Origin of the sequence: Paenibacillus sp. FSL R7-0302 (assembly GCF_038006885.1) — a bacterium.
Taxonomy (GTDB): domain Bacteria; phylum Bacillota; class Bacilli; order Paenibacillales; family Paenibacillaceae; genus Paenibacillus_AQ.
Genome location: NZ_JBBOWB010000001.1, coordinates 2,618,967 through 2,638,210, shown reverse-complemented (window position 1 = coordinate 2,638,210; position 19,244 = coordinate 2,618,967). Strand labels below are relative to the sequence as shown.

Sequence of the window (19,244 nt, the reverse complement as noted above, 5' to 3'; positions counted from 1 at the left end):
ATGGCTTCACAGGTATGGAAGAACCAGATAACTGCTGTCGGTATTGGCGCATTTAATGACTGGAAACATGAAGCTGCGGCCCGTAATATTGATCAGACTGTCAGAGATGTGCTGGCAGCTCAGGGAGAACAAGAGTCTTTTTTTGAAAATGCCTTGGGTCATATGCAAAAAATGCGCCAGTTCCTTGCAAAGCCGGATAATATCTTGGGGTCCGGGCAGACGAAGCATGGAGAAGTGGCGGAACAAATGGAAGTGCATGTGCGCAATGCCCGGGCAGCATTGCACGGCAACCCGGAGGTAGCTACCTTTGAAGGGGTTGGAAGAACAGCGCCGGAGGACTTTATTCTAAAAGGCGTTAAGGTCCAGTCGAAGTTTATCAACGGTACCAATAATACACTCAAGCATGTGCTGGAGCATTTTGATAAATATGAAAATTTATCGATGAACTACTCGATTCCGAAGGATCAATACGAGATTATTCAGACTATCCGCTCCGGCAGTATGCCGGCAGGCTTAAACGAGAAATCTGTCCGGGCCATTCTTAAGAAGGTGGAGGAACTTGAACAGCGTACCGGCCGGAGCTTCCAGAATGTAGTTAAGCCTTCTATCTCGGAATATAGTGAAGTCCAGCTGGGTAAAGCAGGCGGGACGGTCACCAAGGTTCAGGACCAGCTTGTGGATGAGAATCGGCGTATCCAAAAAGACATCCGTCAGGACGGGAAAGAAAAAGTGAAGCAGATTGAAGCGCAAAAGTCGCCTTCCATCAGGGAAGGAGTCAAAGCAGCGGGTACGGCTGCTGTTGTTTCTGCTTCCTTATCCGCAGTTACCGCCATTTACCGTAAGGTGAAGGAGGGGAAGAAGCTTCAGGAGTTTGAACAGGAGGATTGGCAGGAGATCGGGCTTGATGGAGCGAAGGCAGGCGTTACGGCCGGAACGATTTATGCACTGACCAATCTGACGTCACTCTCTGCTCCATTCGCCGGAGCAGTCGCGAGTGCCATGATGGGATTGTCTTCCTTGATGGCTGATCTAGAGCAGGAGCAAATCTCCATGGACGAATTTGTTACACAAGGACAGGTACTCTGTATCGAAGCGGGCATTGCGGCAACAGGGGGAGCTATCGGCCAGATGCTGATTCCGGTTCCGGTGCTGGGTTCCATTATCGGAACAGTAACAGCTAACCTGGTGTGGGGTTTCGCCAAGGGGAAGCTTGAGGCAAGGGAGCAGGAATTAAAGTGTATGCTTGATGCTTACACAGATTCCATACTGGCAAAAGTCGATCAGGCATATCTGGAGATCATTACCCGGATTAACCAGACTTACAGCCGTTATCATTCACTTATTGAAGCAGCCTTCGATGTGAAGGCGAATTCGGCAGTACTGGCCGCTGCTTCCGTGGATTTGGCAGTGGAGCTGGGTGTGGAGGAGTCCAGAATTTTGCGGACTGATGAAGATTTGTTTGAGTTTTTTATGGGATAACGTTGTATACAGACAGCAAAGTGAACATATGTAATGGAGGCGGCACAATGTCTCGTCTCTTTTAACATTTGAAAACATAAATAAGTTGCATATTCTCCCATTCTCTGCAAACACCAACCATGGGGGATGGCTAATGAAACAGCAAACTGTCAAAAGAAAATAAAGTATTAGACTTCCAGTGTTTCATTAAGCTAACGGGCAGGATAGCATAATGATTTCGCGAATACTGTACATAATGGCTACTTCCAATGTTTTGATTAAAAGAGAACGTGGTGGTACGCTATAAAAAACTCAATAGGAGCTTAATGATGAGCGAATTTAGTGCAAGTTATCATTTGCAGACAAGCGATCAGCAAAAAGTCGTTGAATTAATTAGAGCTTCAAACAATAAAGGATTTGTTTTCCCTGAGTCTAATGGTTGGGTGACTTTTATTGTTAAGGGACCGGCATTTGGTATCCGTAAATCGATTGTATCATTAAATACAGGCTTATTAGTTCATTATTCATATATGGAAGATCACGGATGGGAACTATCCATTTTTGAGAAGGATGAAATCATATCTACATATAAGTGCGATTGGACTGATGAACTAATTATTGAGAAAGATGGGTTTGATATGGTTCTACTTAGAGAATTAATTATGAAGCAGGGTAATTCAATTGAAGACGTGGAAAAAGCTTTTGATTTAGTGAAATATGTTGGTGAAGAGCCGCCAGCTTATTTTATCGCAAATAAACTAGGATTAAGCTATTTTGAATGGTTGTCCGCTGATAACATCGGCGATGGCTCAAATTATGAAAACTTAGTAATTGTGGATTAGTCGAGAAAGAGAAGATTAAAGCCCATGAAGGTTCGCGAAGGTGGGAACGCTACTCAATTGGTATTTCCAAGTCATTGCGCTAACGGGAAACGCTAGTTCAACACGCACCAGTTGATTATTAAAACCTCTCCTTAGAAGCAAACTAGATTTAATCGCTTCTAATGGGAGGTTTTGTTATGCAATTAAGTAAGTTGTGGAGGTTATATGAAGCTGACAAGCGTATTCAAGAATTCAGTACGAGAACTTTAAAAGCATACGCCCTTCAGCACAAAATGTTGATGCAAGCGCTCGGTAATCTCGATATCACAGAGGTAATTAGATTGTGTAGTACCAAACTCCAAAGATTTTCCCTTGGAAAGAGTTAATAAGGGGACTTTGTGTCAATCAAACAAACAACACAGACATGTAGGCCAATAACAAGAGATCGTCTTATACATATGTACAAAATACGGGTTTTGTGAAGAAGTAGTAAAATCAATATTCATTAGGAATGTTCTTCAATCAAAATTCAGAAATTCTTAAGAATTTCCCTCTAAAGTTCTTCAGAGTTTATCTCTATTATGGATACATTGATTTTCATTAAAATGATGATCCGTTTAGGAGTTGAACGTTTGAAGCTTATGAAACCATCCACAAAATCAGCTTATTTATCTTTGCTGTGGCTTGCTGCGATTCCAAGCTTGAATGTTTTCTTTTGTTACCAGCGTTTATCATTCCATATATTCTGTGGTATCCATTCATTACAGGTGCTTTACAGGTGCTTTGATTACACTTGCTTTTATTGACAGAAAAACTTATTTTCAGACGCTGATTGCACTTTGCTGCGGATTGGTGATTTCTTACATTTTCTTTTCATTATTTCAGACTGGAATTGACCGACCGGATCTTCAGGGTCTCACCAACAAGTTGGTGAGGTATAATGAGTTATAATAAATACTTGAACAAACCTAACTACACATTGGAGGATCAATGAAGATGAGAAAGCTCGTTCTATTTCTGCATTCATCGCTTGACGGTTTTGTTGAAGGGCCGAACGGCCCCATGGATATTAGCTGGGTTGCCTATGATGCTGATCTGGAGAGACACGCAAGAGAAATTCTGAGTACAGCGGACACGGTTCTTTGGGGACGTGGAACTTATCAGATGATGCACAGTTATTGGCCTTCCGTGCCAGCAGATCCCTCCGCTTCCCAACATGAACGGGATCATGCGGAATGGATTGAGAAGACAGCCAAAGTTGTCTTTTCCACAACCCTGGAGAACGTCGAATGGAATAATTCCAGACTGGTCAAATCAGACGTCGAGGAAGAGATCAAGCGCCTCAAACAGCAGCCAGGCCAGGATATCGTTATCCTCGGCAGTCCCCGGTTCGCCCATACTCTTATGCAGCTTGGTCTAATCGATGAGTACAAAATTACGGTCTCTCCCGTCCTGATTGGCAGCGGGCTGCCGTTATTCCAAGGGTTTCAGGAGAAGACTAATCTGAAGCTTATCGAGAACAAAACATTTGATTCTGGAGCGATAGGCCTCGTATACCAGACCGTTAGATGATCTAGTCACTTATATGGCTGCTTTTAAGCGCATGGGCCTGGGGGCCTTCGGAGCCGGCTTGTTCGGGTCGGTCCTGTTATCCGGGTTAGGCTTCCTGCTGGTGAAGGTCTTGGTATGACTTTCAATTCATATCTATTTGGTTTAACCCAGACAAAACAAATAATCAACCCGCATCCACGGGCTGATCATCATCTCAACATTTCAACATTCTGTTATATATTCATTTCTGTTATATATTCATTAATGATTTACCTTCATTTATCAGTTATCAACATCTGCATAAGCGCCAGCAACTGATCCATATTGATCGGCTTGCTTAGATACTCCGTAGCTCCAGCCATAATTACACGTTCCCGGTCTTCTTGCATGGCTTTGGCAGTCAAAGCAATAATCGGTACATCCTGGTGGCCGTGTAGCTCCTTGATCTGCTTAATGGTCTCATAGCCGTTCATGACGGGCATCATGATATCCATAAGGATGAGATCAAACGATGCGGAGTTCTGCAATGCCTTAAGCGCATCTTCTCCATTGTGTGCTGCCGTGATGTCCAGTCCTTTTTGAGACAGGATTGTGGTTAGCGCATATAAGTTACGTTCATCATCGTCAACCAGCAGCACTCTTTTGGAAAATAAAGGATTATGATTGTCTTGAGTCTCTATATCATCAATAGATTTATCCAAATCGACAGAAGTATATACTTCTGCGGTAACCTGCTCATCCTTCTTCTGCTCTTGATGTACCGGGAGATACACACTGAATGTACTGCCCGCCCCTTCTGCACTCACTAGCTTAAGCTGGCCGCCAAGCAGCTCTGTAAGCTCTTTGGAGATCGATAATCCCAAGCCGGTTCCTCCGTATTTACGCTCCGTATCACCTTCCGCCTGCTGAAAGGCGTTAAAGATAAGACCCTGTTTGTTCTTGGCAATGCCGATGCCGGTATCAGTCACACTGAAAACAATGCAAGGCCCTGCCGCAATCCCTTCCAGTTCCAGAAGCTCTTCAGCAGATGCCATGCGTATTTCCAGAGTTACCGTGCCTTGAGCTGTGAATTTGAACGCATTGGATAACAGATTTATAATAATCTGTCTTAAGCGGTGAGGGTCCGTGTATAGGATATCCGGCAGTTCGCCGCTTAATTTCACCTGCAACGGAATGCTTTTCTTCTGGGACAGTTGGCCAAAATGAAGGGATGCTGACTCCGGAATTTCGGATATATTCACTTCTTCCATGGTAATGTCCATCTTCCCGGCCTCGACCTTGGACAAATCCAGAATGTCATTGATCAGTGCCAGCAGATCCTGACCCGACGAATGAATCGCCTGGGTAAATTCAAGCTCCTCTGCATTCAGTGAGCCCGACGGATTCTCCATCAGGAATTCGGAGAGCAGCATAATCCCGTTCAGAGGCGTCCGCAATTCATGCGACATATTGGCCAGAAACTCCGATTTGTATTGTGTGCTCCGCTTCAGCATTTCGGCATACTGGGTCAGCTCCTCACGCGCATCTTGGGCTTCCCGGCTCTTTTGCTCAGCGATCGCGTTCTGATCTTCCAGCTTCTTGTTGGTGATCAGCAGGGATTCGGCCTGAATATGCAATTCTTCGGATTGCGTCTGCAGCTCTTCTGAATACACTTGCAGCTCCTCATTCTGACGCTGGGACTCTTCAAGTAACCGGTCAATTCTCATGCTGCTGACGGTACTGACAATGGCGGCTCCGAATTGTGCGGCAACCGACTCCAGAAACGCGATATTCGCTAAGGTCAGCGGTGCAAAAGAGGCAATCTCAACGACCGCCACCACTTCTCCCAGAAAACTCACCGGCAGCAGCAGCAGATGCTGCGGCGAAGAGGCCCCCAAGCCGGAACGGATATGAATATAATTCTCCGGGAGCGGAGCAATATTCAGGGTGTGCCCTTCTTTGGCACATTGTCCGATGAGACCTTCCCCATAGAGAATTCTCTCCTGCTCCGTATCCACGCTGCTCCCTGCAAACACCGCAGACCGGGTCAGGTAATCCTCCCCGCATTCCTGAGAACGGATATACAGCGTGCCATAGGGATAACCGATCATTTCTGCCGTCTTGCTGAGGAAGATATCCCCCAGCTTCGCAATTGTGGTAACACCCTGATACCCTTCCATCAAGCCATTGGCCCGCTCCTGGAACCATTCACGCTCCTGCTGGCTGTTCAGCAGCTGGTTCGTCGCATGACCGAGATCGCTGACTTCATCATTAGTGGTCATCGTCAGACGGGTATTCAGATCCCCGGTGCGGACAAGAGCCGTTAAGGTCCCGGTAATTTTCCGCACAGTCGCCGAGATAGAATGAGCTATGATCCAGGAGGCAGATATTCCTGCTGCGGCGATCAGGAACCAGACGATATACAAGATTTGCAGCAGAAATTGGTTGCGATCCGCTTGCTTATCTATCAGCAGGTTAGTATTCTCATTCATCGTCGCCCGATACCCGCTGATTTGGCTGCGAATCCGGTCCATCTGGTCTATGCCTGCATCCGTATTGAAGATTTTTAGGATCTGCGCATCCTGCCCCTCTTTTTTGAGCTGAATGACCGGGTCTCCGGTGGCCGCAATCCATCGATCTACATTCTCCTTAATACTGTGCAGGCGGTTAAGCTGAAGGGCCCCGGCATTCGTTAGCGCAGCCAGTTGGTCGTAATTGCTGTCCAGGGAAGCCTGTCCCTGCCGGTAAGGCGCCAGATATTTGTCTTGCCCGGTGATAACATACCCCCGCTGTCCCGTCTCCATGTCCAGTATATTTTTTTCAAGCTGATTCGTTAAATTGGTCATTTCCCGGTCTTGTTGGGTAATGGAGTTAGTCGCTTGCTGTAAGGAATGAATGCGTCCGTGCACTACAATTACAAACGCCAGTAAGGCGGAAACAATGAGTACAGTGATAGATAATATCTTAAGTTGAACGGTAAAACGAATTCTCCGCACAAATAACCTCCGCTCTGTCTGCTCTATGGATGGATAGAATCCTATTCTACACGTTTATCAGAAGTTAATATAGCTTTATTGTCATAGATGCGAAGGTTTAATGTCTCTATCTGCAGCTGGTGTGATTGTCCTGCCCTGCAGCATAGATCCATAACAAACAGCTAGAGCCTCTAGAAGTTCTAGAGGCTCGTAGTAGTATTACTATATTTAGTTGCCAGTCATCTTCTGATACATACTCTCCGAAATAGTTCTTCTGGCAGTTACATATCTATCCTTATAGTAGCTTGAAGACAGCTTGGTGATGGTTACTCCATTATTGCTTGAGGAATGTGCAAATTTGTTGTCGCCCACATAGATGCCTGCATGCGAGATGCCGTTGCCTCCGGTGTCGAAAAAGACAAGATCTCCCGGACGTAGATCGGACTTGGCTACATATTCGCCTGCACTTGCCTGCGACTTGGATGTTCTCGGAAGATCTAAGTTGAACTTGCCAAATATGTATATTATAAATCCGGAACAGTCAAACCCTTCAGATGCCTTGGTGCCCCCCCATTTATATGGAGTTCCCATAACCTCATTAACCTCTTGGTCAAGCCTGGAGCTGTCATCCGCAGATGCTCTTTCAGATCCAAACGATAGCAATAGTACAATCCCCAGTAGCCACACGATCCCTTTCTTCAAAAAGAACTCAGTCTCCTTTCTTGCCGGCTAATGCTGCCTGACATATATTAATTTTTTGTAACTATTATGAATGATAGTGTAATAATCTCCGTTCGTCAACCCCTTCGGCGCTTTTTGAAAGAGTTTACATTCCCAGGCCCAGGTTAATCTCCCGGATTCTCGCAAGCGGCACCTTCGGCTCACGTTCCGCAGTCATTAAGCCGTTGACCTCATCCTGAACGTCCGTAACCTGCGTATAACAGTAGCCGGAGATGAACGGAATGGCCTGAATTGCCCGGGTCAAGCTGCCGAACCGCTCCAGAAAAGCTTCCTCGCTATCCACCTGCTGGCCATACCCCCAGCCGTGCTCGCTCTTGAAGGCAATCCCCCCATACTCGCTGATGATAATCGGCTGCCCCTTATAGCTATACCCTTCTGCAAAAGCAAACTTCCATTCGTTATACGTGCCGCTGCCGCCGGTAATAGAATCTTTATCCTTATAGGTTTCATATAACGCTTCGCCCCGCTCCACATAATCATGCAGGGTCAGAATGTCGGACACCGTGTGCTCCCACCCGTCATTCGTGATCACCGGACGATAAGGATCGATAGATTTGGTCAAATAATAGATACCCTCAGTGAATGTCTGCTGCCGGACGTCATGAAGAATATTCTGCACGCCCCACGATTCGTTAAAAGGCACCCAGGTGATGATGCACGGATGATTATACTGCTGCTGCACAACCTCCAGCCATTCTTTAGTGAAACGCTCCAGCGCCTCGTCGTTATATTCATAAGCGGCCGCCATCTCTGACCAGACCAACAGCCCTTTGACGTCACACCAGTACAAGAAACGGGCGTCCTCCACCTTCATATGCTTGCGCAGACCGCTCCAGCCCATCTCCATAATCGCCTCAATATCTTGAATCAGCGATTCTTCTGACGGCGGGGTCAAATGAGTATCGGACCAGTAGCCCTGGTCCAGGATCAGTCTTTGATACAGCGGGATATTGTTCAGCAGAATCTGGCCCCCCTTGATCGAAATGCTGCGCATGCCGAAATAAGAGCCTACCCGGTCAATCTCCTGTTCACCCGCATACAGCACGAATTCGATGTCAAAAAGGTTCGGATTCCCCGGTGACCACAGGTTCTGCAGCCAAGGGCCGTTAATGCCTTCCATCATGCTGACCTCCACAGTCATGCTTGATCTGTCCACTGGCAAGCTAAGCTTATTTACTCGCTCCCCTTGAAACGTAATTTCCGTCTCCAGCCGGAGATCCTTTTCTTCCGGGAGGCCGTGTACGCGATAATCCAGCCGGAGCATTTGGCGGTTAATGTCGGGCGTCATTTTCACAGAATCCAGCCGGGTAGCGTGGACATGCTCCAGCCAGACGCTTTTCCAGATGCCGGTGGTCTGCACATAGAATGAGTCGTGGTTCCGGCCCGCCCAGCGCTGCTTGCCCCGGGGCTGGAGACAGCTGTCGCTGTCGGTCACCATCAGTACGATCTCGTTCACGCCATCCTGCTTAAGCAGATCGGTAATATCGAAGGAGAACCGCGCATACGCCCCCTCATGCTCTCCTGCGAAGCCGCCGTTCACCCAGCAGACCGCCTTATAATCCACGCCTTCAAAATGCAGCACCGTCCGCTTCCCTTCTACCGCCGGGGACAGGACGAGTTGCTTGCGGTACCAGATCCGTGGATGGAAGGTCTCCTCACCGATGCCGCTGGCCGCTGTCTCGTAGGTGAATGGAACGTTGATCGTATGTGTGGCCGGAAAATGGTCCATCCAGCGCTCCGCAACGCCTGCATTATCATCATCGAAGCTAAAGTCCCATTCTCCGTTCAGATCCAGCCACTGGCTGCGGACCATTTGGGGTCTCGGGTAGTTAGGGGTATAGAATTTCGTAGCTGGCTTTGTAGTTGCTGTAGTAGACATCTCGAACCATCCTCTTTCTCATCACTGAAGTATTCTCTATTCACTATCACAGAGTACTCCCTTGTCCCGGGAAAGAAAATGAATTATCCTATCTATTGACTGATCTATTATCTAAAAGGTGGAATTGTGTATGATCACCCTGAAGCGGTGCGGTGCGAATGTGATTCATCCGGAGGGCATGACAATCGACCGCCCGGAGGGCTCCGGCGATTATGTCTTCGTATTCTTTCGAAGCAAGATGGAGCTGAGGCTTCAATCGCGGAGCATGTATGCTGAACCGAATACTTACATCATCTATAACAGAGACAGCCACTATTACTACAAGGATGCGGAGCTGCCGCTGGTGCATGACTGGTTCCATTTTGAGCTGGAGAGTGCGGATACTTGGTTTGACCGCTTGAAGCTGCCGCTGGATACCTTAATGAAGGCCCATGACCCGCTCTATATCACCAGAAAAGTAAATGAGCTGCACTGGGAGAATCTGCAGAACGGCAGCTTCCGCCAGGAGATTATCGACTCCATTATGAGCTGCCTGTTCATGAAGCTTAGCGATATGCGGCATCACGTAGAGGCCAGCCATAGGGTCAGCAGATACTATGATTCGTTCCTGATTCTGAGAAATAAAGTACTCAGTTCCCCCTCCATCTGGTATTCTGTCGAAGCACTGGCAGAGCGGATGAACATGAGCCCTTCCTATTTCCAGCAGATCTACAAGCAGATCTTCAGCATCCCGGTCGTCAGCGACATCATTCAGAACCGGCTGGGGCACGCGTCCTATTTACTGAAGAGCACCACGTATAGCGTCAGCCAGATTTCTGCGATTTGCGGCTATGAGAACGATGTCCATTTCATGCGGCAGTTCAAGAAGTTCATAGGACAGACGCCGAGTGAATATCGAGGGAAGGGCTGATGGCGAAGGAAGGCAGACCGGGGTTATTGGCTTGGATGAGCGGGATTAACGATTCCGTAATAAACCAAATCCTCATACGAATTAATCTTATGTATTTGATCTTTCAATGTGCCTTCATAGGTCATTCCGCACTTCTGCATAATTCTTCCTGAGGCCGGGTTGGAGGCGAAATGCCGGGCATAGACCTTGTGATACTTCTTTTCGGTAAAAGCAAATTCAATAACCACCCGGGCAGCCTCGGTTCCATAACCATGCCCCCAATGGGCTTCGCCGATCCAATACCCGATTTCACCGTTATGATGGGACAGATGATTAGATAACCCAATCGCTCCATATAACCGGCCGTCTGCCTTGTCAGTGATAGCGAAGTCATACATCTTATCCAGGTCAAAGTTCTGTTCATGGTTCGCGATCCAGTCCACCGCACACTCTATTGGATAAGGATACGGAAGCGTCAAAGTACTCTTGAATATATTGTAATTGTTACAATGATAGCTGACATCCATTGCATCCGTTGGCTTAAACAAGCGCAGCAGTAACCGATCTGTTTCAATCGCCCGCTCGGTTCGGTGATATATCATTTAACTTCTCTCCCTATCAATTCATTTGGAGTTGTTATGTAAGATGCAATTCAGAAGTTAACAAAAAAGCAAAAGAAGTGGAGGGGAAATTTGGAACTGTAGGAGCGTAGCGTCCGCCTGAAAGCTTTCCGCAGGAAAGCTCGCATCGGAAGCAAAGGCTGTATTTGGATTTCTACCGCAAGAAGCGGTTCTAATTATGAAATCCAAATACAACAGCGGCCGGAGGGCCAAATGTTCACCGCAGCGACGACCATGCTTCAATTGCTAATCTTAAGTGCTTTTTTATAATCAAAAAATCCACATGATCACAACAACAATCAAAGCAATAACACCTACTGCAATTAACAGATCAGAGATCTGCCGCCAGAATCCCAAAGGCCCTTCACGATGAAGCTTCTGCTCATTGACGTCATGGTTGGCCTTGTGCCCGCCGGGATCATTCGAATAGATAGAGGGTCCAGGGTGTCCACCGCCAGTAGGGAATTCAGTCATCAGAATCACCTCCCTTTTCATAATTATACACCATTTAATCTCATTTATGGTAAACGAAAAGAATTTGATATAGCTTACATTTGAATTTTAGTTGGAAATATCCTAATTTAAAAAGATAGAGTTTCAGCAGTTAACGGAAGAGGTGAGCGTAGCGTGGCGGAAATACATGAATTGATGTCAAAGGGAACCCGGGCTTTGATCGAGGATAACTTCCTCCAGCTCATGGAGCAGGAAGGATTTCACAAGGTGAGCGTACGCCAGCTGGCGCTTAGAACACATATTAACAGGGGAACGTTCTATCTGCATTTTACGGATAAATACGATCTGCTGGAACAGCTGCAACGGGAAATACTGACAGGTCTGGAGCAGGTGATGGTTGTCAAAATCGTACGCGAAGAGATGTCCGGGCATTATCTGAAGGGCTTGCCCTATCCGCCCTTGGTGCATATCCTTGAGTATCTGCACCAGCACGGCGAGCGAATCCGCTTATTTCTCGGGGCCAAAGGGGATGCGGCATTTCCGGGGCAATTCAAGGAGGTTATCAAACGCAGCTTCTACCGGAAGCTGGAGATGAATGGCGTATTTGCCGGCCACCCGGCGGTTCCTCCGGAGTATCTCGCTGCGCATTCCGCATCCATTTTTCTCGGAATTACGGAAGAATGGCTGCACAGCGGGATGCCTTATACTCCGGAGGAGCTGGCGGTGATCTATAATGAAGTGTTATTCATGCAGTCGACTCTGATCGCTAAGGGTTAAATTGTAATCAGTACCTTACCACGGATCTTACCGGCCTCGCTCATGGCATGTGCGGCAGCCAGCTCGGCCAGCGGCAGACGGCCGGTAATCCAGAGCTTCAGCTTGCCCGCATCCACCAGCTCTGCAACCCGCGTCAGCAGCGTGCGATCCTCTTGTGCAAACAGCCGGTGTGCCTTAACGCCAAGCTGCGCTGCCAGCATTTCGTCCGCAGGATTCACCGCCGAGATCAGCGCTCCTCCCTCTTTTAGCAGCGGCAGCCATGTATTAAGTACCTCTGTACTCTCAGGGGACAGATTGAGGATCAGATCCACCTTGTCCTTCAGCTTGTCCGTGACGCTCTCCTTGGTGTAATCAATGATCTCGTCAATCCCCAGCTCCTGAAGCATCGGCACACTGGCCGCTGAGGAAGTCCCTATGACATACGCCCCATGCTGCTTGGCGAATTGCACCGCATAGCTGCCTACCCCGCCAGCGGCTCCCGCAATCAGCACACGCCCGCCCTGCGGCAGATTACCATGATCGAATAACCCCTGCCATGCGGTTAAGACACCAATCGGCAGCGCAGCTGCATCGGATAACTCCAGTGAGGCTGGAGCGAACGCAGCATGATGCGCTTTGGTGACCACATATTCTGCGGCAGCACCGTCCCGGGACATATCGAGCGCAGCATAGACCTTGTCCCCCGGCTGAAAGTCCGTAACCTCTGCGCCTGCTGCTTCCACCGTACCTGACACCTCAAAGTTAGGAATGTAAGGAAATTCATGCGGGAAAAAGGCTTGCAGGTAGCCCTTGCGGATTTTGACATCTGCCTGATTGAACGCGGTCCCTGCCACCTTAATCAGAATCTCGTCCGCTGCGGGAACGGGAATCGGCGCATCCTCATACTTTAACTCTTCCAGCCCTCCAAATTGATGTATCCGAATCGCCTTCATATGTGTGGCTTCGTTCATTGCGATCACTCCTATGGATGAATTGGGAATCCGCGTACCGTTGAAGCAATAGGTGTACTGTTCCTGTAACTCATTGTAGAGTTCAGCCCAAGCGGATACAATCAACAATCAGGCCTCAAGTGTTCATTCTTCTCTCTAAGGGGTAGTAGAGTATAATGGCACAGGCATCCTTGATGATAACCTGCTACTGAAAGGAGACTACCTATGGACTATATGGATACGATCGATCTCGTTGCCATTCTGGCGCTGGTGCTGGTATTACTGCTTATGCTTAGCGTGTTCAGCCTGAAGCGGCGTGTGAACGAGCTGGAAGCCCGGCTCAACCAAAGAGATCCTTACGGAGAAATGCCCGCTGACCCCTCCTTCAGCCGAACCGCACATATTCCTGCGCCCATGTTCGTGCAGAACCCGGAGCTGGCACCGGATCTGGAGCGGAGGATCCGCCTGCTGTTAGCCGAGGGCAAGAAGATTCAGGCAATCAAGGTCATGCGCGAAGCGCGGAACCTGGGCCTGAAGGAAGCCAAGGATTACGTGGAGAACCTGGAACGGGGCGGGAACTTCCGCTGAGTGAACCATGAGTGAATGATCAAGAATGACCTCAGACTGCCACGGGATTGTGGAAGCTGAGGTCATTCTTGGGATGAAGCTCATACCGGCAATGAAGCTAAATATCCTTGTGCATATAAATTCGCGACGAAATCAGATAGGAGCTATAGATAATGATGAGGTATGCCAGCACGCCGATGAATACGAGCAGCATATTGTCTATTTTACCGTCCTGAACCCATTGAGCAAGAGCCGGAAATTCCTTATTCAGGCTTCCAAATGTAGTGAAACTCAGCATAATTACCATCATAAAGATGAAATTAACGATCTGCATCCCTTTTTGCCCCAGCCAGTAATATAGCGGCAGGTAGAAAGCGGCAAGCAGCGGGATAACAGCTGTAATCAGTCCCAGCTCTCTCCAGCGCAGCGGTTCGTCCAGCTTGCCCATCTGTACAGCAACAAAGTACATCACGAGGGTACAGATCAGGCTGAACAGGGAGAGTGGAATGATCGTCAGATACTTGGCTTGAATCAGTCGCTGCCTTGGCACCGGCAACGTGGCCAGAAACTTCTGGTTGTTATGCTGCATATCAATCGTACAGGCGTTAATCAGTAACAATAGTGCCGGCAACAACGAGAATACCGTATAGGCTTGTGCATTGGAATATAACATAAGCACAAAATAGGGAATCAGCAGCAGAGCGAACTTCCGGGTAAGCATGAAGTCTTTGCGGATTAGCGCAATAGAATTATGCATGGGCTTCGTCCCCTTTTACCGTATAATACATAATCTCTTCCAGCGTAGGTGTCTCGCAGATTGCGGTGTCCCTGAAGTAACGTTCGCCCTCCGCACGGTTGCTGATCAGCCCCTCGAAGCCCAGCCCGTTCTCCCGCAGCCCCACGAACCACCGCCGGACATCCCGGTCCAGCAGCTCCTTCCCGCCTTTGACCAGCAGATAGCGCTCGCTCAGACTCTCCTTCATCTCGTTGAACACAATCCGTCCCTCATTAATGAATACAATATAATCGGCAATCCGGTCCAGATCCGTAGTGTTATGAGTGGAGAACAGAATCGACTTCTTCTCATCCTGGATATGCTCGCTGAGCAGCTCCAGCATCTCCCGGCGAAAAATCGGATCAAGCCCCGAAGTAGGCTCATCCATAATCAGCAGATCGGCACCATGGGACAAGGCTACGGCGAGTGAGAATTTGATTTTCATCCCCTTCGACAAGTCCTTAATCTTCTTGCCTGGAGACAGCTTGAACTGCTCCTGAAATCTCAGATATGTATCGTTGTTCCAACCGGGATAGAACGGAGCAATAATATTCTTCATCTGCTTCACGGTCATATGCTCATAATAGAAGCTCTCATCCGAGACGTAGCCGATCCGCCCCCGAATCGCAGCCTGCTCCTGACGGTTGTTCTGGCCGAAGACCCGGATGTCCCCTTGATCCTGCGAGATTAAGCCCATCATCAACTTGATCATTGAGGTCTTGCCTGCACCATTCGGGCCGATCAGCCCGGTAATGTAACCCTCCTTAATCGATAACGAAATATCCTTCAGCTCAAAACGGTCGTAGCTCTTCGTTACATGGTCCAGCTCAATTACAGTACTCATTCCTGTTCCTCCTCATAGAGCAGCTTCAGCATCTCCGCGAGTTCAGCGTATTCCATGCCCAGTTGTCTGCTCTCGTCAATAATATCCTTCAGCTTGCCCTCTACCATCCGCAGCCGCTGTTCCCGGATATATTCCTGATCGGCCCCGGAGACAAAAGACCCCTTGCCGACAATCGAGTTGATCAGCCCCTCCCGCTCCAGCTCCTCATAAGCCCGCTTGGTGGTAATGACGCTAATCTGCAGCTCCTTCGCCAGTAAGCGAATCGATGGCAGGGGCGTACCCGAGACCAGCTCGCCTTGGAGAATCATCTGGCGGACCTGTCCCACAATCTGGGCGTAGATTGGTTCGCCAGATGTACTTGATATCACGATATTCATGCAGCAGCATCAGCTTCCTTTGTGTTTGTTGTAACTAGTGTATATATGTAATATATACACTATGTCCAGTTGTGTCAATCCCTTAATGTCATACCCTTAATTAGCCGATCATTCCCTGAGACCGCAGAAAGTGGTATACGATCTCGCTCTGCAGCCTTACTCTTAAGGCATAATCCAAGCTCCAGCAGGTCTCTACGGTCACCGCCCGGGCACCGAGCAGGCGCTGGAAGGCCATCCGTGAAGTTCCTGCACGCTCCCTATGCCGTATGTTGAAGCGGTAAGCTCTATTCGTGATCGTCTGATTCATCCGCATCACAATTTGCTTCGCCAGTCCATGCGCCCGGCTGACCGGGCTGATGATCAAGGTCTGGCCGACCCGCTTCGGATTCAGCTCGGACAACCCGTTCGCCTCATGCAGATCCAGTACCCACGAGGGACGGTAGCGCAAGGCAAGCTGCCATACGGCTGCCGACAATGGATGACGGGCCGGGGCGCCTTGTCCGCGCGGGAAGGTACGGTTCAGGTCGGGCTTCCCGCGAATCCCCTTGCGCCGTGCGATTTGATTCACCAGCGGGACGATAATCAGCTTTCCTGAACGCAGCATCAGATCTCCCCGGCTGAACCGGCTGGCGATGCCTTGCGCTGCACGGCTGCTCGCCGGCTCATTGCCATGAACACCGGAGATGATCATGAATACAGGTCCGGGAACGCCGCTGCTAATTACATAATAAGGTGTGGCATAGGGCGTTCCTGCCGCCAGCGTATGCTTCTCTACAGACAATGTGGTTCACCTCGCTCTGGATGATGCGGATCATGTGGATGATGGTATACAAGATTCTGGACAGCACCAATGGTTACTCTGTAATGTATGCGGATTACCTGTGGAGGATTGGACGAATAGGACAGCAAAATAACCCCACAAAGTGGAGCTTTAGCGTAGATGATGACTCAGGTACTTTGCGGGGGCCCTCAAAACATATAAAGCCGGACAAGTCCAATATGGACTCATCCGGCTTGATCTCTGGATGCACGCTAATACTAGCGTGTGTTAATAAAATACGACCTGGTTCTTCCCGGCGGACTTTGCTTCATAAAGAGCCTTCTCCGCCTTGGCAATGAAGTCAGACGGGCGGTCAGAGGGAACAGGTACCTTCAACAGGCCGCCTATGCTTACAGTGACCACACCCTCCTCTTCAAACCGGTCACGGGGAATCTGCAGATCAGAGACACCTTGACGGACGGATTCGGCTAATTGCTCCGCCTGGGAGGCGGACGCACCCGTCATTGTGAGGATGAAGTTCGCCCCGCTGAAGCGGGCCACGAAGGTGCCATGCGTGATGCTGATGATATTCAGCACATCGGCTACCGACTGGATGCAAAGATCGCCGCCCTTCAGCCCGTGTACCGCATTATAGGAATGGAAATCGTCGATATCAATCGACAGCAATAGCAAGGGTTCCCGGGTATTCAGCGTATCCTCCCAGCGCTGATCCAGCTCATGCACAAGGGCCTGGCGGTTCGGCAGATCGGTTAGTGAATCGGTCGTCAGATAGCTTTGCATCTGATTGGCCGCATCGGTATAGGCTTCGCCCTTCGCCTCTACACCGGTTCCTGCATTAAGGACCGCCATAATGGACGGTCTGCCGCCATGAATAACCGAAGCCAGACTCAGGCTTATCTCCAGCACTTGCCCGTTCCCGCTCATGAATTGGCCCTGATCGGATACGAACTGGGTCACATTCTGGCTCAGGTCTGAGAAGTGCTGCTTCAGATTTGGCCGGTAGGACTCCTGCACATAGTTCAGGAACGGCTGCCCGATGAGTGATTTGCCCTTCTCTTCACCCATCAGCTCTACTGCGCGGTTATTGCAGTAGGCAATCACATCATCGGTAATCATGAAGAAGGCTACGGGAGACAGGTCCATCAATTGCAGATACCGCTGTTCATTATGACGCAGACTGCGGGCGTTCTGCAGGGCCTGCTCTTCCGCCTGACGCAGCTGGTTCTCGGTCTGTCCGCGCAGAATAGATTTGAGCTGCGGCAGAATGTTAAGATGCTGTTCTCTCCATGGAAGTGAGGTGGACTGAACTACCTGCCGCCATTTCTCAAAGGACTTGCGGGGAGACAATCGCAATCCGTCATTCTCCTGAATGACAGCCTTAGCCGGATCTCCGGCCCAGTCCACTATCTCCACCACCTCAGGTCTGAACCAGATCATGTAATTCTGATGTCCTGGAGTGAGAGCGAGATAGATGACACCAGAGGCTTTATTCTTGTAAGCTTTGGCTGATTCATATTCCAGACTGAGCCTGGAGGTGCAGTAGGTGTAATCCTTCGACTTCCCTGCCAGCCAGCCAGCAAGCTCCCGCACCTGCTCCTGGGAGGGTGCTACTCCGAACAGCATCAGCTTGTCCTGATAACACACGGCTGCGCCGGAAGCCTCCATCATCCCCAGTAGCGTCTGCTCTTCATCTCCGAGCTGTTCAATCACCCGGGAAGAGCTGACGTTACCTGTGAAAATATCGACAATTCTCATCGCCTTGGTCCGCAGCTCCAGCTCTGTCTGATAGTTGTCGAGCTGCTGACGCTGGTACAGCTCACTAGAGAAGAAGGCGCCCAGGAAATTACACAGATTACGGATACGGTGCGGGACATACTTGGGGGAATAGTGATGACAGGTGATCAGTCCCCAGAGCTTGTTATTATTAATCAGCGAGATGGTGGTCGTTGCGCCTACCCCCATATTCTGCAAATACTCGATATGGAGCGGAGACACACTGCGGAGGATGGACAAGCTGAGGTTCAGGGGCTTACCGGTAAGCGGCTGCAGCACCGGGGTGATCGGAACCGGAAGATAGTTCACATCGACGATCGTCCGCAGCCAGTTGCGCAGATACAGCTCACGCGCCTGCTTCGGAATGTCAGAGGCAGGATAATGATGGCCGAGGAACGGCTCCAGTCCGTCTTCCTTGGCTTCGGCGATCACCTTGCCGTTCCACTGTTCATCGAACTCGTAGATCATCACCCGGTCATAGCCCAGCATCTCCTTCACCTGCTCTGCGGCGGCCTGGCTGGCTTCCAGCCGGTTCGCCGTATGCTTCAGCCGTCCGAAGAACGTGCGAATCCAGTCGAAGTCATTGGAGCTGTCGCTCTGATCGATGGAGGCAGGCTCCAGTTCAACGATCATCAGACCTTCACTTTCGTGAATGATGCAGAAGAAGTCCTGCGGCTCACCCGCGACTTCAATCTGTAAGACAATATATTGCAAATCGGCAGTTTCTTTCGCATTTACGCTGCGTTTAAGCAGCATCTCCAGCTGATCCGGGCCTACCAGGTCAGCCATAGGCGTGCCTAACAGTGCTTCGGCAGCTGTTCCCAGTAACTTATCTGTATTCAGACTGGCCTGGACAATTCGATGGGCTGTGTCCTGAGTTACGGCCAGCAATACACCATGCGGCTGAATAAGCCCCGGAATATGGATGGGCTCCTTCTCACAGTTATTAAGATCTACGGGTTCCTTAGGGTCCACTCCCGCTTCGTTCAGCAGGGTCCGGTTCAGCGGCTGATTCTCATGTTCTATATTAAAATCTGACATAGGTGCAAAGCCTC

Annotated in this window: 17 protein-coding genes and 1 pseudogene; 6 read left to right on the top strand and 12 right to left on the bottom strand. The window is 49.4% G+C overall.

Translation table 11 applies throughout. The features are described 5' to 3' along the window. The 3 genes from MKY96_RS11595 to MKY96_RS11585 all read left to right on the top strand — a co-directional run bounded on the left by MKY96_RS11595 (position 1) and on the right by MKY96_RS11585 (position 3,851). Complete coding sequence (locus MKY96_RS11595) at positions 1 to 1,479, top strand: hypothetical protein (RefSeq protein WP_340940498.1); 1,479 nt, start codon at positions 1 to 3, stop codon at positions 1,477 to 1,479. 308 nt (positions 1,480 to 1,787) lie between these two features. Then, a complete protein-coding gene (locus MKY96_RS11590) occupies positions 1,788 to 2,300 on the top strand; it encodes a hypothetical protein (RefSeq protein WP_340940497.1) in 513 nt (170 codons plus the stop codon). 975 nt (positions 2,301 to 3,275) lie between these two features. After that, the gene (locus tag MKY96_RS11585) at positions 3,276 to 3,851 is read left to right on the top strand and encodes a dihydrofolate reductase family protein (RefSeq protein WP_340940495.1); all 576 of its coding nucleotides are present in this window, start codon (positions 3,276 to 3,278) and stop codon (positions 3,849 to 3,851) included. Between the two features lie 254 nt (positions 3,852 to 4,105). Here the strand turns inward: MKY96_RS11585 and MKY96_RS33910 are convergent, their stop codons facing one another. From MKY96_RS33910 to MKY96_RS11570, 4 genes and pseudogenes are all read right to left on the bottom strand, one after another. After that, the gene (locus MKY96_RS33910; RefSeq protein WP_445671479.1) at positions 4,106 to 5,323 is read right to left on the bottom strand and encodes a response regulator; all 1,218 of its coding nucleotides are present in this window, start codon (positions 5,321 to 5,323) and stop codon (positions 4,106 to 4,108) included. A 243-nt stretch (positions 5,324 to 5,566) separates the two neighbouring features. Beyond that, a pseudogene (locus MKY96_RS33905) lies at positions 5,567 to 6,718 on the bottom strand (CHASE3 domain-containing protein); the annotation flags it as partial. 294 nt (positions 6,719 to 7,012) lie between these two features. Then, entirely contained in the window at positions 7,013 to 7,486 is a 474-nt protein-coding gene (locus MKY96_RS11575; RefSeq protein ID WP_340940494.1) for a C40 family peptidase, read from the bottom strand. A 124-nt stretch (positions 7,487 to 7,610) separates the two neighbouring features. Continuing rightward, entirely contained in the window at positions 7,611 to 9,404 is a 1,794-nt protein-coding gene (locus MKY96_RS11570) for a glycoside hydrolase family 2 protein (protein WP_340940492.1), read from the bottom strand. A 130-nt stretch (positions 9,405 to 9,534) separates the two neighbouring features. Here MKY96_RS11570 and MKY96_RS11565 point away from each other — a divergent pair, with 130 nt between their 5' ends. Next, entirely contained in the window at positions 9,535 to 10,314 is a 780-nt protein-coding gene (locus tag MKY96_RS11565; protein WP_340940491.1) for a helix-turn-helix domain-containing protein, read from the top strand. Positions 10,315 to 10,337: 23 nt separating this feature from the next. Here the strand turns inward: MKY96_RS11565 and MKY96_RS11560 are convergent, their stop codons facing one another. Continuing rightward, entirely contained in the window at positions 10,338 to 10,895 is a 558-nt protein-coding gene (locus MKY96_RS11560; RefSeq protein WP_340940490.1) for a GNAT family N-acetyltransferase, read from the bottom strand. A gap of 288 nt (positions 10,896 to 11,183) precedes the next feature. After that, positions 11,184 to 11,387 (bottom strand): hypothetical protein, encoded by a 204-nt coding sequence (locus MKY96_RS11555; RefSeq protein WP_340940489.1) that lies wholly within the window; start codon positions 11,385 to 11,387, stop codon positions 11,184 to 11,186. Positions 11,388 to 11,561: 174 nt separating this feature from the next. Between MKY96_RS11555 and MKY96_RS11550 the strand changes: the two genes are divergently transcribed. After that, a complete protein-coding gene (locus MKY96_RS11550; protein ID WP_340940487.1) occupies positions 11,562 to 12,143 on the top strand; it encodes a TetR/AcrR family transcriptional regulator in 582 nt (193 codons plus the stop codon). On the opposite strand, the gene MKY96_RS11545 is transcribed toward MKY96_RS11550, so the two are convergent. Next, a complete protein-coding gene (locus MKY96_RS11545) occupies positions 12,140 to 13,093 on the bottom strand; it encodes an NADP-dependent oxidoreductase (RefSeq protein WP_340940486.1) in 954 nt (317 codons plus the stop codon). The genes MKY96_RS11550 and MKY96_RS11545 overlap by 4 nt on opposite strands. A 204-nt stretch (positions 13,094 to 13,297) precedes the next feature. Here MKY96_RS11545 and MKY96_RS11540 point away from each other — a divergent pair, with 204 nt between their 5' ends. Continuing rightward, positions 13,298 to 13,660, top strand: a complete 363-nt coding sequence (locus tag MKY96_RS11540) for a ribosomal protein L7/L12 (protein ID WP_340940483.1) — start codon at positions 13,298 to 13,300, stop codon at positions 13,658 to 13,660. A 97-nt stretch (positions 13,661 to 13,757) separates the two neighbouring features. Here the strand turns inward: MKY96_RS11540 and MKY96_RS11535 are convergent, their stop codons facing one another. The 5 genes from MKY96_RS11535 to MKY96_RS11515 all read right to left on the bottom strand — a co-directional run bounded on the left by MKY96_RS11535 (position 13,758) and on the right by MKY96_RS11515 (position 19,230). After that, positions 13,758 to 14,396: an ABC-2 transporter permease gene (locus MKY96_RS11535; RefSeq protein ID WP_340940481.1), complete on the bottom strand. Its 639-nt coding sequence runs from the start codon at positions 14,394 to 14,396 to the stop codon at positions 13,758 to 13,760. Further along, complete coding sequence (locus MKY96_RS11530) at positions 14,389 to 15,258, bottom strand: ABC transporter ATP-binding protein (protein ID WP_340940478.1); 870 nt, start codon at positions 15,256 to 15,258, stop codon at positions 14,389 to 14,391. The genes MKY96_RS11535 and MKY96_RS11530 overlap by 8 nt, the downstream gene beginning before the upstream one ends. Continuing rightward, the gene (locus MKY96_RS11525) at positions 15,255 to 15,635 is read right to left on the bottom strand and encodes a GntR family transcriptional regulator (protein ID WP_340940476.1); all 381 of its coding nucleotides are present in this window, start codon (positions 15,633 to 15,635) and stop codon (positions 15,255 to 15,257) included. Before MKY96_RS11525 ends, MKY96_RS11530 begins: the two co-directional genes overlap by 4 nt. 100 nt (positions 15,636 to 15,735) lie before the next feature. Then, positions 15,736 to 16,416, bottom strand: a complete 681-nt coding sequence (locus MKY96_RS11520; RefSeq protein ID WP_340940475.1) for a succinylglutamate desuccinylase/aspartoacylase family protein — start codon at positions 16,414 to 16,416, stop codon at positions 15,736 to 15,738. Positions 16,417 to 16,683: 267 nt separating this feature from the next. Beyond that, positions 16,684 to 19,230 carry a diguanylate cyclase domain-containing protein gene (locus MKY96_RS11515; RefSeq protein ID WP_340940474.1) on the bottom strand — a complete coding sequence of 849 codons (2,547 nt, stop codon included), beginning with the start codon at positions 19,228 to 19,230 and terminating at the stop codon, positions 16,684 to 16,686. Positions 19,231 to 19,244: the final 14 nt, after the last annotated feature.

Excerpts from the sequence above, each read along its gene's own strand:
- MKY96_RS11595 (WP_340940498.1), top strand. The coding sequence starts at position 1 with ATGGCTTCACAGGTATGGAAGAACCAGATAACTGCTGTCGGTATTGGC.
- MKY96_RS11590 (WP_340940497.1), top strand. The coding sequence starts at position 1,788 with ATGAGCGAATTTAGTGCAAGTTATCATTTGCAGACAAGCGATCAGCAA.
- MKY96_RS11585 (WP_340940495.1), top strand. The coding sequence starts at position 3,276 with ATGAGAAAGCTCGTTCTATTTCTGCATTCATCGCTTGACGGTTTTGTT.
- MKY96_RS33910 (WP_445671479.1), bottom strand. The coding sequence starts at position 5,323 with ATGCTGAAGCGGAGCACACAATACAAATCGGAGTTTCTGGCCAATATG.
- MKY96_RS11570 (WP_340940492.1), bottom strand. The coding sequence starts at position 9,404 with ATGTCTACTACAGCAACTACAAAGCCAGCTACGAAATTCTATACCCCT.
- MKY96_RS11565 (WP_340940491.1), top strand. The coding sequence starts at position 9,535 with ATGATCACCCTGAAGCGGTGCGGTGCGAATGTGATTCATCCGGAGGGC.
- MKY96_RS11560 (WP_340940490.1), bottom strand. The coding sequence starts at position 10,895 with ATGATATATCACCGAACCGAGCGGGCGATTGAAACAGATCGGTTACTG.
- MKY96_RS11555 (WP_340940489.1), bottom strand. The coding sequence starts at position 11,387 with ATGACTGAATTCCCTACTGGCGGTGGACACCCTGGACCCTCTATCTAT.
- MKY96_RS11550 (WP_340940487.1), top strand. The coding sequence starts at position 11,562 with ATGTCAAAGGGAACCCGGGCTTTGATCGAGGATAACTTCCTCCAGCTC.
- MKY96_RS11545 (WP_340940486.1), bottom strand. The coding sequence starts at position 13,093 with ATGAACGAAGCCACACATATGAAGGCGATTCGGATACATCAATTTGGA.
- MKY96_RS11540 (WP_340940483.1), top strand. The coding sequence starts at position 13,298 with ATGGACTATATGGATACGATCGATCTCGTTGCCATTCTGGCGCTGGTG.
- MKY96_RS11535 (WP_340940481.1), bottom strand. The coding sequence starts at position 14,396 with ATGCATAATTCTATTGCGCTAATCCGCAAAGACTTCATGCTTACCCGG.
- MKY96_RS11530 (WP_340940478.1), bottom strand. The coding sequence starts at position 15,258 with ATGAGTACTGTAATTGAGCTGGACCATGTAACGAAGAGCTACGACCGT.
- MKY96_RS11525 (WP_340940476.1), bottom strand. The coding sequence starts at position 15,635 with ATGAATATCGTGATATCAAGTACATCTGGCGAACCAATCTACGCCCAG.
- MKY96_RS11515 (WP_340940474.1), bottom strand. The coding sequence starts at position 19,230 with ATGTCAGATTTTAATATAGAACATGAGAATCAGCCGCTGAACCGGACC.